General features: G+C 72.1%; 14 protein-coding genes and 1 pseudogene. 9 read left to right on the plus strand and 6 right to left on the minus strand.

The window, feature by feature from the left end; all coding sequences use genetic code 11:
• Positions 1-133: 133 nt before the first annotated feature.
• The 3 genes and pseudogenes from ABZS37_RS12055 to ABZS37_RS12065 all read right to left on the minus strand — a co-directional run.
• A pseudogene (locus tag ABZS37_RS12055) lies at positions 134-475 on the minus strand (DUF779 domain-containing protein); the annotation flags it as partial.
• Positions 472-1,977 carry an aldehyde dehydrogenase gene (gene adh / locus ABZS37_RS12060; RefSeq protein WP_355168134.1) on the minus strand — a complete coding sequence of 502 codons (1,506 nt, stop codon included), beginning with the start codon at positions 1,975-1,977 and terminating at the stop codon, positions 472-474. The pseudogene ABZS37_RS12055 and the gene adh, both read right to left, overlap by 4 nt.
• 48 nt (positions 1,978-2,025) lie before the next feature.
• Complete coding sequence (locus ABZS37_RS12065) at positions 2,026-3,303, minus strand: GAF domain-containing protein (protein ID WP_355168136.1); 1,278 nt, start codon at positions 3,301-3,303, stop codon at positions 2,026-2,028.
• A 239-nt stretch (positions 3,304-3,542) separates the two neighbouring features.
• Between ABZS37_RS12065 and ABZS37_RS12070 the strand changes: the two genes are divergently transcribed.
• The 6 genes from ABZS37_RS12070 (at position 3,543) to ABZS37_RS12095 (ending at position 8,920) form a co-directional block, all read left to right on the plus strand.
• Positions 3,543-4,208, plus strand: coding sequence for a response regulator transcription factor (locus ABZS37_RS12070; protein WP_355168138.1), 666 nt, complete (start codon positions 3,543-3,545; stop codon positions 4,206-4,208).
• The gene (locus ABZS37_RS12075; protein WP_355168140.1) at positions 4,205-5,269 is read left to right on the plus strand and encodes a HAMP domain-containing sensor histidine kinase; all 1,065 of its coding nucleotides are present in this window, start codon (positions 4,205-4,207) and stop codon (positions 5,267-5,269) included. Before ABZS37_RS12070 ends, ABZS37_RS12075 begins: the two co-directional genes overlap by 4 nt.
• Positions 5,270-5,342: 73 nt before the next feature.
• Positions 5,343-6,386, plus strand: a complete 1,044-nt coding sequence (locus tag ABZS37_RS12080; RefSeq protein WP_355168142.1) for a pyridoxal-phosphate dependent enzyme — start codon at positions 5,343-5,345, stop codon at positions 6,384-6,386.
• Entirely contained in the window at positions 6,383-7,513 is a 1,131-nt protein-coding gene (locus tag ABZS37_RS12085) for a D-alanine--D-alanine ligase family protein (protein WP_355168144.1), read from the plus strand. The genes ABZS37_RS12080 and ABZS37_RS12085 overlap by 4 nt, the downstream gene beginning before the upstream one ends.
• The gene (locus tag ABZS37_RS12090) at positions 7,510-8,187 is read left to right on the plus strand and encodes a M15 family metallopeptidase (protein ID WP_355168146.1); all 678 of its coding nucleotides are present in this window, start codon (positions 7,510-7,512) and stop codon (positions 8,185-8,187) included. Before ABZS37_RS12085 ends, ABZS37_RS12090 begins: the two co-directional genes overlap by 4 nt.
• A gap of 58 nt (positions 8,188-8,245) precedes the next feature.
• Complete coding sequence (locus ABZS37_RS12095; RefSeq protein WP_355168148.1) at positions 8,246-8,920, plus strand: hypothetical protein; 675 nt, start codon at positions 8,246-8,248, stop codon at positions 8,918-8,920.
• Between the two features lie 39 nt (positions 8,921-8,959).
• Here ABZS37_RS12095 and gabT read toward each other — a convergent pair whose 3' ends face one another.
• Together gabT and ABZS37_RS12105 are read right to left on the minus strand one after the other, a co-directional pair.
• The gene (gabT, locus tag ABZS37_RS12100; RefSeq protein WP_355168150.1) at positions 8,960-10,231 is read right to left on the minus strand and encodes a 4-aminobutyrate--2-oxoglutarate transaminase; all 1,272 of its coding nucleotides are present in this window, start codon (positions 10,229-10,231) and stop codon (positions 8,960-8,962) included.
• 3 nt (positions 10,232-10,234) lie between these two features.
• Positions 10,235-11,671, minus strand: a complete 1,437-nt coding sequence (locus tag ABZS37_RS12105) for a gamma-aminobutyraldehyde dehydrogenase (RefSeq protein WP_355168152.1) — start codon at positions 11,669-11,671, stop codon at positions 10,235-10,237.
• Positions 11,672-11,813: 142 nt separating this feature from the next.
• Here ABZS37_RS12105 and ABZS37_RS12110 point away from each other — a divergent pair, with 142 nt between their 5' ends.
• Positions 11,814-13,253: an aldehyde dehydrogenase family protein gene (locus tag ABZS37_RS12110; RefSeq protein WP_355168154.1), complete on the plus strand. Its 1,440-nt coding sequence runs from the start codon at positions 11,814-11,816 to the stop codon at positions 13,251-13,253.
• A gap of 33 nt (positions 13,254-13,286) precedes the next feature.
• Here ABZS37_RS12110 and ABZS37_RS12115 read toward each other — a convergent pair whose 3' ends face one another.
• Positions 13,287-14,528: an SUKH-3 domain-containing protein gene (locus tag ABZS37_RS12115; protein ID WP_355168156.1), complete on the minus strand. Its 1,242-nt coding sequence runs from the start codon at positions 14,526-14,528 to the stop codon at positions 13,287-13,289.
• A gap of 79 nt (positions 14,529-14,607) precedes the next feature.
• Between ABZS37_RS12115 and ABZS37_RS12120 the strand changes: the two genes are divergently transcribed.
• Together ABZS37_RS12120 and ABZS37_RS12125 are read left to right on the plus strand one after the other, a co-directional pair.
• On the plus strand, positions 14,608-15,030 hold the full coding sequence (locus tag ABZS37_RS12120) for a YbaB/EbfC family nucleoid-associated protein (protein WP_355168158.1): 423 nt from the start codon (positions 14,608-14,610) through the stop codon (positions 15,028-15,030).
• The gene (locus ABZS37_RS12125; protein WP_355168160.1) at positions 15,027-15,359 is read left to right on the plus strand and encodes a hypothetical protein; all 333 of its coding nucleotides are present in this window, start codon (positions 15,027-15,029) and stop codon (positions 15,357-15,359) included. The genes ABZS37_RS12120 and ABZS37_RS12125 overlap by 4 nt, the downstream gene beginning before the upstream one ends.
• Positions 15,360-15,369 lie beyond the last annotated feature (10 nt).

Consider the following 15,369-nt stretch of genomic DNA (forward strand, 5'->3'; position numbering starts at 1 on the left):
CGGGGAGCGGGGAGCGGGGAGCGGGGAGCGGGGAGCGGGGAGCGGGGAGCGGGGAGCGGGGAGCGGGGGTGGGGAGCGGGGGCGGGGGCGGGGAGCGGGGAGCGGGGGTGGGGTGGGGTGGGGGTGGGTTAGGGGCTAGGTGGGAGCGGATGAGGAAGCGGAGGCCGTCGGGCGCTTCCAGGGAGAAGCCGCTGCCTCGGCCTGGGACCACGTCGACGGTCAGCCTCGTGTGCTTCCACAGCTCCCACTGGGACTTCGACATCCAGAAGTCCACCGCCTCCGGTACACCGTCGACAGCGAGCGATTCGAGCAGGACGTCGGACGAGCCGGTGCGGAACTCGCCCGCCGGGTAGCACATCGGGGCACTGCCGTCGCAGCAGCCGCCGGACTGGTGGAACATCAGCGGCCCGTGCCGCCCCCGCAGCGACCGGAGCAACTCGGCCGCGGCGGGGGTGACGGAGACGACCGGCATCAGAAGAAGCCGAGCTTCTTGGTGGAGTAGCTGACCAGCAGGTTCTTGGTCTGCTGGTAGTGCTCCAGCATCATCTTGTGGTTCTCCCGGCCGATGCCGGACTGCTTGTAACCGCCGAACGCGGCGTGCGCCGGGTAGGCGTGGTAGCAGTTGGTCCACACTCGACCGGCCTGGATGGCCCGCCCGGCCCGGTAGGCGGTGTTCATGTCCCGGGTCCACACGCCGGCGCCCAGCCCGTACAGGGTGTCGTTGGCGGTCTTGACGGCGTCATCGAGGTCGGCGAAGGAGGTCACCGAGACCACCGGTCCGAAGATCTCCTCCTGGAAGATCCGCATCGAGTTGTCGCCCTCGAAGATGGTCGGTTCGACGTAGTACCCGCCCGACAACTCGCCGCCCAGATCGGCGCGCGACCCGCCGGTGAGCACCCGGGCACCCTCCTGCCGGCCGATGTCCAGGTAGGACAGGATCTTTTCGAGCTGGTCGTTGGAGGCCTGCGCCCCGATCATCGTGGCGGTGTCCAGCGGGTGTCCCTGCACGATCTGCTGCGTGCGGGAGACCGCCGCGGCGAGGAAGTCGCTGTAGTGGCCCTGCTGGATCAGCGCCCGGGACGGGCAGGTGCAGACCTCGCCCTGGTTGAGCGCGAACATGGTGAAACCTTCGAGCGCCTTGTCCAGGAAGTCGTCAGAAGCAGCGCTGACGTCGTCGAAGAAGATGTTCGGGCTCTTGCCGCCCAACTCCAGGCTGACCGGCTTGATGTTCTCACTGGCGTACTGCATGATCAGCCGCCCGGTGGTGGTCTCGCCGGTGAACGCCACCTTCGCGACCCGGGCCGAGGACGCCAGCGGCTTGCCGGCCTCCACGCCGAAACCGTTGACGATGTTGAGCACGCCCGGCGGCAGCAGGTCAGCCACCAGCGACAGCCAGTAGTGGATGGACGCCGGGGTCTGCTCGGCTGGCTTGAGCACCACGGCGTTGCCGGCGGCCAGCGCGGGCGCCAGCTTCCAGGTCGCCATGAGGATCGGGAAGTTCCACGGGATGATCTGCCCGACCACGCCGAGCGGCTCGTGGAAGTGGTACGCCACGGTGTCGTCGTCGAGTTCGCCGAGCGAGCCCTCCTGAGCCCGGATCGCCCCGGCAAAATAGCGGAAATGGTCGATGGCGAGCGGGATGTCGGCGGCCAGCGTCTCGCGTACCGGCTTGCCGTTCTCCCAGCTCTCGGCCACGGCCAGCGATTCCAGGTTGTCCTGCATGCGGTCGGCGATCCGGTTGAGGATCAGCGCCCGCTCGGCCACCGAGGTGCGCCCCCAGGCGTCGGCGGCGCCGTGCGCGGCGTCCAGGGCCTTCTCCACGTCGGGGGCGGTGCCCCGGGCCACCTCGGTGAAGGTCTGCCCGGTGACCGGGGTGGGGTTCTCGAAGTAGTCGCCGCCGTGCGGCTTGACGTACTCGCCGCCGATGAAATGGTCGTAACGGGACTGCCAGTGGGTGGGCGCGTGGTAGCGCGTCATGGTTACCTCCGCCGTCGTTGTGCGGGTGTGCCGACGGCGACGCTAGTTTCAGCGACGTTGCAGCGACGTTGCGCGCGGTAGGTCGTACTCCCCGGCAAGCTGGTCGATGTGGGCGAGGGCGAGGGGCCGACGCGGGGCGCCCACCGGCAACGCCCGTGCCAGGGCCTGCCACGCGGCCAGGTCGTCCGCGCCAGCTGGCGTCGCGGTCCAGGCCGCGAGCAGCGCCGCGTCCGCGGTGGCCAGCACGGCCGCGCGGAGGTGGCCGTCGATCAGCCGGCGCAGTCGCGTCACTCCCGGTGCGTCCGAGCCGGGCAGCAACGGCCCGGGGTACGCGTCGAGCGCGCCCGCCGGATCGCCCTGGTCCAACCGGTCCGCCACGATGGTGAAGTCGGCCCGGACGGTGCCGCGCAGCCGGTACGGGCGGGAGTCGAGCAGCTCCGGCCCCAGCACCCGGCGCAGCCGGGACAGCTCCGCGCGCAGGGTGACCGGGTGCAGTCGGTCGTCGCCGTAGAGGTCGAGGCCGAGCTGTTCGCCGGTGCGGCCCTCGGGATGGTGCAGCAGCAGCACCAGCAGCTCGCTGTGCCGACGACCGAGCCGGATCCGCCGTCCGTCGATGCGCAGCTCCGCCTCGTCGCGGCCGAGCGCGGTCACGAAGGCGACGCCCGGCTCCACCGGTCGGTGGACGGCGAGCTGCGCCTCGGCGGCCCGGGCGGTGGCCCGGACCAGCGCCAGGCTCTGCGGGTTGGCCAGGTGGTCACCGCCGGTGATGTCGACCGCGCCGAGCAGCCGCCCGGTCGCCGGGTCGTGGATCGGCGCGGCGGCGCAGGTCCAACGCTGCACCGGCCGGCTGAAATGCTCGGTGGCGAAGATCTGCACGCTGTGCTCGACGGCCAGCGCGGTGCCCGGGGCGTTGGTGCCGGCGTGCCTCTCGTCCCAGAGGGCGCCGGGCACGAAGTTCATCCGCTCGGCGTGCCGGAGCACACCCGAATGCCCCTCCACCCAGAGCAGCCGCCCGTACGCGTCGCACACCGCCATCAGGTGCGCGCCGTCCTGGGCGATGCCGCCGAGCAGGTCCCGGAAGAGCGGCAGCACTCGGGCCAACGGGTGGGCGGCCCGGTACGCGGCCAGGACGTCGTCGGCGAGGTCGACCGGTGGGGTGGCCTCGGGGTCGAGCCGTGCCGAGCGTTCCCATGAGCGGCGGACCACCTCCCGCACCCGGTGCGGCGCGGCGCCCGCGGTGAGGAAGGCTTCGTGGGCGGCACCGACCTCCGCGATCCGCTCCGCCGGATCCACGCCGAACTCCAGGGCGAGCCACGGGTCAGCCATCGGGCGACCTCCTCGGCCCCCATCGTGACGCAGCTCACCCTCGATCGCCAACAGCCAGGGGTCGGTCGGGACGGATCGCGCAGACAGCATGCGCGGGGACGAAGGCGGCAGCGCCCGGGTTGCGATGGCTTGTCCGATGCGCGCTGCCGTGGAGGATGGCTTCGGCGGGTGCTTACAGAACCCTTAACCCTGGCCTGCGACGGTATGCAGGGTAATCCGAACTCGGGGGAGCGGAAATCGTGCGGGTGCTGGTGGCGGACGACGAGCGGTTGTTGGCGGACACGGTGGCCGAAGGCCTGCGCCGTCTCTCGATGGCGGTCGACGTCTGCTACGACGGCGACGGTGCGTTGGAGCGGATCGGGGTGAACCGGTACGACGTCGCGGTGCTGGACCGGGACATGCCCGGGCACACCGGCGACGAGGTGTGCCGCAGCATCACCGACTCACAGGTCGGCACTCGGGTGCTGCTGCTCACCGCCGCTGCCGGCATCCGGGACCGGGTGGAGGGTCTCGGCCTCGGCGCGGACGACTACCTGACCAAGCCGTTCGCCTTCGCCGAGTTGGTGGCCCGGGTGCAGGCTCTCGGTCGACGGTCCACCCCGGCGCTGCCGCCGGTGCTCGCCCAGGACGGCCTGGTGCTGGACGTGGGCCGGCACGTGGCCACCCGGGATGGCCGCCCGCTCGCGCTGAGCCCGAAGGAGTTCGCCGTGCTGCACGTGCTGTTGCGCGCGGACGGCCAGGTGGTCAGCGCCGAGGAGTTGCTGGAGCAGGCCTGGGACGAGTTCGCGGACCCGTTCACCAACGCCGTACGGGTCACCGTCATGACTCTGCGCAAGAAGCTCGGCGATCCGGCGGTCATCCACACGGTTCCGAAGGCCGGCTACCGCATCGGTGGCATGGCGTGAGCTGGACGCCCCGACGTCGAGTGTTGCTGGTTGGCCTGCTGGCACTGCTGGTCGGGCCGGTGCTGCCGGCGGTCGGCAGGTGGCTGTACGAGCTGATCTGGGTCCGTGGCCAGCAGGCCTGCGACCTGCCGGTGCCCGGGCTGATGTCGATGTGCGCGAGCGTGCGCCAGGGGGCGTTCGTGTTGCCCGTGTTGGCCGTGCTGTTCGTGGTCCTGGCCACTCTGATGGCGCTCTGGTTCGGCGCCGCGTGGTGCCTGCGCCCGGTCCGAGATCTGGCCGGGCCGATCGGGCACCTGGGCCCGCAGAACCTCGGTCACCGAATTCGGCCCCGGGGCCGCGACGAACTGGCCCTGCTGTCCCGTGCCATCGACGAGATGATGGAACGTGTCTCCGCCGGGTACGAGGGGCAGCGGCGGTTCGCCGCGAACGCCTCGCACGAGCTGCGTACTCCGCTGGCGGTGCAGCGGACGCTCATCGAGGTCGGCATGGCCCGCACGCTCAGTGACGAGCAGTTGGAGCTGTTGACCAGCCAGCTGCTGGAAACCAACGAGCGCAACGAGCGGCTGATCGAGGGCCTGCTCGCGCTCAGCGAGAGCGACCAGGGCCTGCGCTCACGGATACCGCAGCGGCTCGACACGATCGTCGAGGCGGTGCTCGCCGGATACCAGGACCGCGCCCGGGAGGCCGCGGTCACCATCGACACCCATCTCGTACCCCGGGTCGTCGTCGGTGAGCGGGTGCTGCTGGAACGCCTGATCACCAACCTGGTGGAGAACGGAATCAAGTACAACCGGCGCGGCGGTTCGCTGACCGTCGCGGTGAGCGGCGTGCCCGCGCTGTCGGTGGTCAACACCGGCCAGCCCGTACCGGCCGAGGCGGTGGCTGGTCTCTTCGAGCCGTTCCGCCGGCTCGCACGGGACCGCACCTCGCACGGCGGAGGCGCGGGCCTGGGCCTGGCCATCGCCCGCTCGATCACCCAGGCGCACGACGGCATCATCGCCGCCCGGCCCGCCGAGCACGGCGGCCTGCGGGTCGACGTCCAGCTACCCGACCCCACCTAGCGCTCCCACCCACCGTCCCCGGGGTCCGCGTACCGCTGGATCCCACCTGTGGTGTGCCCGAAAGGAAAAGACGATGTCACGCACCGTTGGGCAGGTCCCGGCCGATGTCGAGGAGGCCGCCCGCTGGCTTGCCGGCCGCGTGGTCCGCACACCCGTGCTGCGGTCCCCGGTGATCGACGGACTGGCCGGGGCTCGAGTCCTGTTCAAGGCGGAGAACCTCCAGTACGGCGGCTCCTACAAGATGCGGGGCGCGCTGCGGGCAGTTGGCCGGCTTGCCACGGCCAGCCACACCGGGGTGATCGCGCAGAGCACCGGCAACCACGCGGTGGCGGTGGCGTTGGCGGCCCGGCAGCACGGGCTCGCGGCGACCGTGGTGCTGCCGGTCGACGCGGCACCGACGAAGGTCGACCGGGCGCGCGCGGCGGGGGCACGGGTGGTGCTCGTCGGCACCGGCGTCGAGGAGCGGGTGGCGGTGGCCAACGGGCTCAGCGACGAGAGCGGTCACCCCGTCATCGACGCGTACGACCACCCGGACGTCATCGCCGGGCAGGGCACCGCCAGCCTGGAGCTGATCGAGGAGGCCGAGCGCGCGGGCACACCGCTGGACGCGTTGGTCGTACCGGTCGGTGGTGGTGGTGGGGTGGCGGGCGCGTGCCTGGCCGCCGCTGGCACCGGCATCGAGGTGTACGGCGTCGAGCCGGTGGGCTGTGACTCGCTCGCCCGCAGCCTGGCGGCCGGTGAGCGCGTCCCGGTCGCGCCGTCGCCCACGATCGCTGACGGGCTGCGGCCGTCGTGCGTGGGTGAGCTGCCGTTCGCCATTGTGCGCAACGCGCTGCGCGGGGTCGTCCGGGTCGACGACGACGAGATCGGGGCGGCGTTCCGGTTGATCCTGATGGAACTCAAGGTGCTCGCCGAGCCGTCCGGGGCGGCTGGCCTGGCCGGCACGCTCCGGCTGGCCCCGGGAGCTGGTGTGGCCCCCCGAGCTGGTGTGGCTCCCGATCGGCTGCGAACGGTCGGCGTGGTGCTGACCGGCGGAAACGTGGAGGCCGCGCTGGTGGCCCGGTTGACGGTCCAGCGGCCCGCCGAGATGACGACTGTGGAAGGGGTGGCGGCGTGAGCGCGCCAACTCGGATCGGAATTCTGTTCGGTGGACCGTCGGCGGAGCACGAGGTGTCCTGCGCGTCCGCGCTCGGGGTGGTCCGGGCGCTCGCTGGTGGCGGGTACCGCACGGTCGCCATCGGTGTCACCCGCAGTGGCGGGTTTCGGCTGCTGCCTGACGCGCTGTTGGCCGAGTTGCGCGACCGGCCGGCCGGCGAGCGGGCCATCGATGACCGTCTGACGGTGACCGGGCCGGCGGTCGAGTTGCGGGCCGGTCCGCGTCCGGGCGTCGTGCAGGTGTCGGCCGGTAACGCCCCCGGCGCGGTGCACGCCGAGCTTGACGTGATCTTCCCGGTGCTGCACGGCCCGTTCGGTGAGGACGGTGTGGTGCAGGGGCTGCTGGAGTCACTGAACGTGCCGTACGTCGGGTGCGGCATCCTCGCCTCCGCGGTGGGCATGAACAAGGTGGCGATGAAGCGGGCGCTGCGCGCTGAGGGCATCCCGGTCACCCCGTACGTCGCGTTCGACGCGCACACCTACCGGGCGGCGGATGACCCGGAGAAGCTGGTGGTCGGGCTGCGCCGGCCGCTCTTCGTCAAGCCGGCCAGCATGGGTTCCTCGATCGGCATCTCGCGGGTCGGCGAGGGCGGCGACCTGGCCGCCGCCGTTGAGCAGGCGCTTCGCCACGACCAGCTCGTCATGGTCGAGCAGGGGGTCAGCGGCCGGGAGTTGGAGTGCGCGGTGCTCGGCGGCTGGCGCCCCGAGGCGTCGGCGGTCGGCGAGGTGCGGGTCGCCGGCGGCTGGTTCGACTACCAGCAGAAGTACTTCGGCGACGCCGACCCGATGATCGTCCCCGCCGTGCTGCCGAACGAGGTGACCGAGCGGATCCGTGAGCTGTCACTCCGGGCGTTCGCCGCGATCGGGGGTTGGGGCCTGGCCCGGGTCGACTTCCTCTACGACGAGACGGCCGGCGAGCTGTACGTCAACGAGCTGAACACCATGCCCGGCTTCACCGCGCACTCCATGTACCCGAAGGTGTGGGCTGCTGCCGGCGTCGGCTACCGGGAGGTGGTGGACCGACTTGTCGAGTTGGCCCGTGTCCGGCACGCGGAACGGCCCGCGACCACTGTCGGGAGCCTTCGATGATCCTGCTCTCCGATCCCCGGGTGGCTGCCGTGCCCAACGCCGACGACGGCGACCCGCTGGTGGACCTGCGTGAGCTGCCGGACCTGCGGCTCGACGGCCGCGCGGCGGACCCCGCCGGGGCGTACGCCCGGCTGCGCGCCGGAGTCGTGGACCGTCTGCTGGCCGCGCAGCGTGCCCTGCCCAGCGGGGTACGCCTGCTGGTCGTCGAGGGATACCGGCCGTACCACGCGCAGCTGGCCGTCTTCACCGGTTACCGGGACGAGTTGCGCCGACGGCACCCGGACTGGTCCCCGGAGCGGCTGCACCGGGAGACCAGCAAGTTCGTCTCACCGGTCGAGGTGGCGCCGCACAGCACGGGCGGGGCGGTGGACCTGACGCTGTGCACCGACGACGGCATGGAACTGGACCTGGGCACTGCCATCGACGCCACCCCGGAGGACAGCGCGGACGCCTGCTTCACCGACGCGCCCGCCATCGGGGCGACCGCCCGCCGGCACCGGCAGATCCTGGTGGACGCGCTCGGCGGCGCCGGGATGGTGAACTACCCGACCGAGTGGTGGCACTGGTCGTACGGGGACCGTTACTGGGCGCTGACCACCGGGGCGCCGCGCACCCGGTACGGGCCGGTTGACCTGGCCGTCGCACGATCGATACCCGTGCCAGCTGAACGGTAGGGCGCTCCCGTCCGTACCAGGGGAGTGAAGGACACCACCGAGGACGGGAGTGACGGCGATGAGGGTGCAGCGCAGGCACGTGCTGGCGGCGACCGTGGCGGTGCTCGCCGCGGCGGGTGTGGCGGTGGGGACCAGCTTCGGGTTCGCCGACACCGCTCCGGCACGCTCGTCCGTCTGCTCCGGCTCGGTCACTTTCTCGGCGGAGGGCGGGGCGCCGGCGGCGACCAGCGACCGTTTCCCGGTGGGTACCCGGCTGCGGGTGACCAACCTGGACAACAACCGGGCGGCCACGGTCACGGTGGCCGGCCCGTCGGGTAGTTGTGTGCTGCTCAACGCCGCCGCGATGGAGCTGGTCCGCGAGCCAGGGAAGAACGTGATCCGCCGCAACGTGGTGGAACGCCTGGACGGTGCGGCCCCGCAGGTCGGGCAGCCGGCCGCCGGTACGGTCCGTCCCGGTGCCGCCTCGCCCGGCGTACCGGGTCCGGCGCCCGGCTCCGCCTGCTCGGGGTCGATCACCTTCTTCGCCGAGGGTGGGGCGCCGACGGCGACCAGCGGGCAGTTCCCGGTGGGCACCCGGCTGCGGGTGACCAACCTGGACAACAACCGGGCGACGACGGTGACGGTGACCGGCCCGTCGGGCAGTTGCGTGCTGCTCAACTCCGCCGCGATGGACCAGATCCGCGAGCCGGGCAAGAACCTGATCCGCCGCAACACGGTCGAAGTGCTTCGCTGATGTGAGGAAGGGCCCCTGTTCAGGGGCCCTTCCTTCGACTCAGCCGAAGGCGGCGTCGAGGATGTCGGCGCCGCGGGTGAGGTGTGCGTCGGAGATCACCAGCGGGGGCAGGAAACGCAGGACATTGCCGTAGGTCCCGCAGGTCAGGGTGAGCAGACCCGCGGCGTGACAGGCGGCCGAGATCGCCGCCGTGGCGACCGGGTCGGGGGTGAGCGTGCCCGGCTGCACCAGCTCCACGGCGAGCATCGCGCCCCGACCGCGCACCTCGGCGACCCGGGGATCCCGGTCGGCGATGGCCCGTAGCCGGGGGACCAGCACGGACTCGATCCGGCGGGCCGCGCCGGCCAGGTCCAGCTCGTGCATCGTCTCGATGGTGGCCAGCGCGGCGGCGCAGGCGATCGGGTTGCCGCCGTACGTGCCGCCGAGCCCGCCGACGTGCACCGCGTCCATCAGCTCGGCCCGGCCGGTCACCGCCGCCAGTGGCAGGCCACCGGCGATGCCCTTGGCCAGGGCGACCAGGTCCGGCTCGACGCCCTCGTGCTGGCAGGCGAACCAGTCGCCGGTACGGCAGAAGCCGGTCTGGATCTCGTCGGCGACGAAGACCACCCCCGCCGCCGTCGCCCAGTCCCGCAGTGCCGGTAGGAAACCCGGTGCGGGCACCACGAAGCCACCCTCACCCTGGATCGGCTCGATCAGCAGCGCGGCGACGTTCTCCGCGCCGACCTGCTTCTCGACCATCTCGATCGCCCGCGCCGCCGCCTCCGCACCGGAGAGCCCGCCGTCGCGCAGCGGGTACGACATCGGCACCCGGTAGATCTCCCCGGCGAACGGCCCGAACCGGTGCTTGTACGGCATGTTCTTCGCGGTCAACGCCATGGTCAGGTTGGTCCGGCCGTGGTACGCGTGGTCGAAGACCACCACCGCCGGTCGTCCGGTGGCGTGCCGGGCGATCTTCACGGCGTTCTCCACCGCCTCCGCACCCGAGTTGAACAGCGCCGAGCGCTTCTCGAAGCCGCCCGGCGTCAGCGCGTTGAGCTGCTCGCACACCGCCACGTACGACTCGTACGGCGCGACCATGAAGCAGGTGTGGGTGAACCGTTCGACCTGCGCCCGGACCGCTTCGACCACCTTCGGCGCCGAGTTGCCGACGCTGGTCACGGCGATGCCGGCGGCGAAGTCGATCCACTCCCGGCCGTCGACGTCGATGAGCGTCCCGCCGCTGGCGCTGTCCACGTAGGAGCTGATGACACTGCCCACGCCCCGGGCGACCGCCCCGCCGCGCCGCTTGTGCAGATCCTCCGAACTCGGCATGGGTCAGCCCTCGATGTTGTGCATGACGTGCTTGATCCGGGTGTAGTCCTCCAGGCTGTAGACCGACAGGTCCTTGCCGTGCCCGGAGTGCTTGAAGCCGCCGTGCGGCATCTCGGAGACGAACGGGATGTGCGTGTTCACCCAGACGCACCCGAAGTCCAGTCGCCGGGTCATCCGCATCGCCCGGCCGTGGTTTCTCGTCCAGACCGACGCCGACAGGCCGTAGTCGACGCCGTTGGCCCAGCGCACCGCCTCGTCCTCGTCGGAGAAGCGCTGCACGGTGATGACCGGGCCGAACACCTCGTCCTGAATGATCTCGTCGGCCTGGCGCAGCCCGGAGACCACGGTCGGCGTGTAGAAGTAGCCGCGTTCGCCCTGCCGGGAACCACCGGTCTGGATCGCCGCGTGGTCCGGCAGTCGGTCCACGAAGCCGCTGACCCGGGCGAGCTGGTTGGCGTTGTTCAGCGGGCCGTAGAGCACGTCGGCGTCGTCCGGGGCGCCGGTCTTCGTGTTGCGGGCCTGCTCGGCGAGCGCCGCCACGAAGTCGTCGTGGATGCCCGGCCCGGCCAGCACCCGGGTCGCCGCGGTGCAGTCCTGCCCGGCGTTGAAGTAGCCGCCCATCGCGATGGCCTCGGCCGCCGCCGCCACATCCGCGTCGTCGAAGATCACCACCGGGGCCTTGCCGCCCAGCTCCAGGTGGGTCCGCTTCAGGTCGGGGGCCGCCGCGGCGGCGACCTCCATGCCCGCGCGGGTCGAGCCGGTGATCGACACCAGCTGCGGGGTCGGGTGCGACACGAGGGTACGACCGGTGTCCCGGTCGCCGCAGACCACGTTGAACACCCCCGGCGGAAAGAACTCGGCGGCGATCTCGGCGAGCAGCAGTGTCGACACCGGCGTGGTGTCCGACGGCTTGAGCACCACCGTGTTGCCGGCGGCGAGCGCCGGGGCGATCTTCCAGACCGCCATCATCAGCGGGTAGTTCCATGGGGTGACCTGGGCGCAGACACCGATCGGCTCGCGCCGCACGTACGAGGTGTGCCCGGCCATGTACTCCCCGGCGGACCGCCCCTCCAACATTCGGGCCGCGCCGGCGAAGAACCGGAACTGGTCCACCGCCGGGGGAAGCTCCTCCTCGGCGGTGAGCTGGCGCGGCTTGCCGGTGTTGCGGACCTCGGCGTCGACCAGCTCGGCAGCACGCGCCTCCACGGCGTCGGCGAGCTTGAGCAGCGCCCTCTGCCGCGCGGCGGGGGTGACCTCCCGCCAGCTCTCGAAGGCGGTGGCGGCGGCACTCATCGCCGCGTCCACGTCGGCGGTGCCGGAGACCGGGGCGCGGGCGAACACCTCACCCGTGCAGGGGTCGATCAGGTCGGCGTAGCCGCCCTCGGCCGGGTCGACGTAGGAGCCGTTGACGAAGTTGCTCAGCTGCTGCTGGTCACTCATACGGGATCACTCCGAGGGGGGCGGGGGCGCGGTTCTGCGGCGGTTATCGCAATCTCTCTGCCATCTTCGCTACTGAATTCGCGGCAGACAAGGGTTCTGGCGACTGTTTCCGTCGGCTGCTCTCTCGTCTACGCTGCTCCGCGTGGAGCCCACAGCCTTCTTCGTCGCCTCCCGCCCCGCCTCCGGCGAGGGGGAGTTGACCGTCCACCACCCGTACGACGGTCGCCCGGTGGGGCGTACCACCTTTGCCACGACCGACCAGGTCGAAGCCGCCGTCGGCGCGGCGGCCGGGGTCGCCGCGCAGGCCGCGGCCCTGCCCGCGCACGCCCGCGCGGCGGCCCTGGACCACGTGTCCCGGCGACTCGCCGAGCGCGCCGAAGAGATCGCCGCCCTGATCACCGCGGAGAACGGCAAGCCGCTGAAGTGGGCGCGGGCCGAGGTCGGGCGGGCGGTGTCGACCTTCCGGTGGGCAGCCGAGGAAGCCCGGCGTTTCTCCGGCGAGTTGCAACGGCTCGACACCGACCCCGCCGCCAGCGGGCGGATCGCGCTGGTCCGGCGGGTGCCGAGAGGGCCCGTGCTGGGCATCGCGCCGTTCAACTTCCCGCTCAACCTCGTCGCGCACAAGGTGGCACCGGCCATCGCCGTCGGCGCGCCGATCATCGTCAAGCCCGCACCCGCGACGCCCCTGTCCGCGCTGCTGCTCGGCGAGCTGCTGGCCGAGACCGACCTCCCGGTCGGGATGTTCTCGGTGCTGCCGCTGCCCAACGACCGCGCCGCCGAGCTGGTCACCGACCCCCGGCTGCCGGTGGTGTCGTTCACCGGGTCCGGGCCGGTCGGCGCGGCCATCCGCCGCGAGGTGCCCCAGAAGCACGTGACGCTGGAACTGGGCGGCAACGCGGCAGCGGTGATCTGCGCCGACTGGGCGGCGGACGAGGACCTGGGATTCGCCGCGCAGCGCATCGCGACCTTCGCCAACTACCAGGCCGGCCAGTCCTGCATCGCCGTCCAGCGGGTGTACGTGCACCACGCGCTCTACGCCGACTTCCTGCCCCGGCTGGCGACGGCGGTGCGTGAGCTGCGGACCGGCGACCCCGCCTCCGAGCTGACGGACGTCGGGCCGATGGTGTCCGAGGACGCGGCCCGCCGGGTCGAGTCATGGGTGGCCGAGGCCGTCGCCGCCGGCGCCACCGTCGAGGTGGGCGGCGTCCTTGACGGCGCGACGTACCCCCCGACCGTGCTCACCGGCGTGCCGGCCGACGCCAAGGTCGTCGCCGAGGAGGTCTTCGGGCCCGTGCTGGTGGTCACGCCGGTCGCCGACGACCAGGCCGCGTTCGCCGCGGTCAACGATTCGGCGTACGGGCTGCAGGCTGGCGTGTTCACCCGCCGCCTGGACGTCGCCTTCTCCGCCGCGCGGACGCTGGAGGTGGGCGGGGTGATCGTCGGCGACGTGCCGTCGTACCGCGCCGACCAGATGCCGTACGGCGGGGTCAAGGGCAGCGGCGTCGGCCGGGAGGGGTTGCGCAGCGCGATGGACGACTACACCGAGCCGAGGGTCATGGTGCTGACCGGCCTCGCGCTGTGATCGGCGGCCTCGGGCTCTGAGCGGCCTCGTGCTCTAGTCGGCCGGCCAGGTGCCGTCGTCGCGTACCCGGGCGGGGGCGCGGCCGAGCAGCAGCGCCGTCAGTGCGGCGTCGATGGTGTCGCCGAGGAACCACTCGCCGGCCTGATCGAGCGCGAAGACCCGGCCGCGTTCGTCCACCGCCAGGATGCTGTCCTGTTGCTCGGTGCCGATCGGGAAGAGTCGTACGCCGAGCACCGCGCCGAAGTCCGCCAGGGTGTCGGCGGTGTGCGCGATGGTGTGCGGGCGGATGTCGAAACGGGAGATCCACACCTGCTCGCCCCGGCCGCGCCGAGCACCGACCAGGCTGGGAAACGCGGTCAGCGCCTCCACGGCGGCGGGAAAGACCGCGTGCTGATGGGTCAGACCCGGCACCGCCGTGACATCCCGCACGGCCGCGGCGGCCATGATCTGGTCCCCGATGTGCGGTGCCCACCCGGCGGCGACCAGCGCGTTGGCAACCTCCGGTGGGAAGCGCCCCGGATCGGGGTCGGGCTGTGTCGGCGCGCGCCAGGTCTCGGTGTAGGCCCGAGCCGACTCCGGCAACACGTTGGCGCGCACCAGGAAGGCGACGCACGAATCGCAGGGCCGGTCGGCGGGGCCACCCGCCGGATCACCCGGCTCACGGATCCGGAAGATCTCGAACCGGGCGCCGTCCAGCAGTGCCGCTGCCTCGGCCCGACCCATCGGCGCAATGCCCTCGGCGGCTCGGCGGTGATCGTATTCGTGCAGGACGTCGGAGACCACGATCAGCTCGGCATGAGCCTCGCCCCCACGGACCAGCTCGCCGGGAGGCAGCTGGTCCAGATAGGTGCGGACGAGCGGGTGATGGTTCAGCGGGACGTCGCTCTTCGTGCCCTGGGCCGTCCAGATTCGCCCGTCGATGGTCAGATGCGCAGCCGTGTTCGGGGTAGCTGCCCGATGGATCTCCCTGGCCAGCAGACTCGACGGATCGACGGTGCGGGGAGCGGTTGGCCCGGCGGGTTGGCTGCGTCGGTACATCTCCGCCACGACCGTGCTCGGCACGCGGGGCCAGGTGGTGACCGTGCCGGTCTGCTTGTCGATGACGGTCGTCGGCAGGTCACCGGGGACCGTCCGGACCTCGGTGGGCACGACGGACGTGATCACGTAGCCGAGGTCGAACTCGTCGACCATCGCCGTGCACTCGTGGCCGAGGCGCTGGGAGTCGCGGCGAGCCCAGGTGGCGGCGAGCTGCTCGGCCTGTTGACGGTCGATCACGTACTGAAACTACCGGACCACACGGATCGATGGCGGCCGGTATCGTCTCGCTCTACCGACGGTGACGGGAGGAGCGGCGGTGAGCGAACAGGTGGACCGGGGTGCCAATCGCGAGCTACGGGCCCGATTCGACGACGTGTATGGGCAATACCAGCAGCTCAGGTCCGGTTTGGACAGCCTGCAAAAGCGGCTCGCCGAGCTGCGGGTGACCCGGCGGTCGGCCGACGGGCAGGTGACGGCGACCGTGGGCGCCCAGGGCCAGTTGATCGAGGTCGAGCTGACGCCGGCCGTCTACCGGGATCGGGACGCCGGGGCGCTCGGCCGAAAAATCACCGAAACGGTCCGCGCCGCCGCGACCGCCGCCGCCGACGCCACCCGCGCCCTCGTCGCCGAGAGCATGCCGGCCGGCTCCGGGTCGGTGGACTTCCTGCGTACCGGCGATTACGCCGCGCTGCTCGGCCGGGCCGATGCCGTGCTCGGCAGGGGTGAGGGGACGGCATGACCGACGGGCAGCTCTGGCTCGATCCGTCCCGGGCCCGTCGGGGCGGTGCCGACCTGGCACTCGCCGGCGAGGCGGTGACGGCCCGTCGAGCGGCGGAGGGTGGTGCGATCGAGGCCGCCAGCGGTGCCAGGCCATGGGGCCGCGACGACATCGGCGACGCGTTCGAGCGCAGCTACCGTGGGTTCGAGCAGACCGTGCTGCGGGCCTGGACGGGCGTCGGGCACCGACTCACCGACCTGGGCAGCGACGTGGTTCGCGCGGTCGATGCGAGCGTGCAGACCGACGGGGCCAGCGCCGCCCGGTTCGGTCGGCCCGCCGACCAGCGCTGACGACCGGCGA

Origin of the sequence: Micromonospora sp. NPDC005413 (assembly GCF_040606435.1) — a bacterium.
GTDB lineage: Bacteria > Actinomycetota > Actinomycetes > Mycobacteriales > Micromonosporaceae > Micromonospora.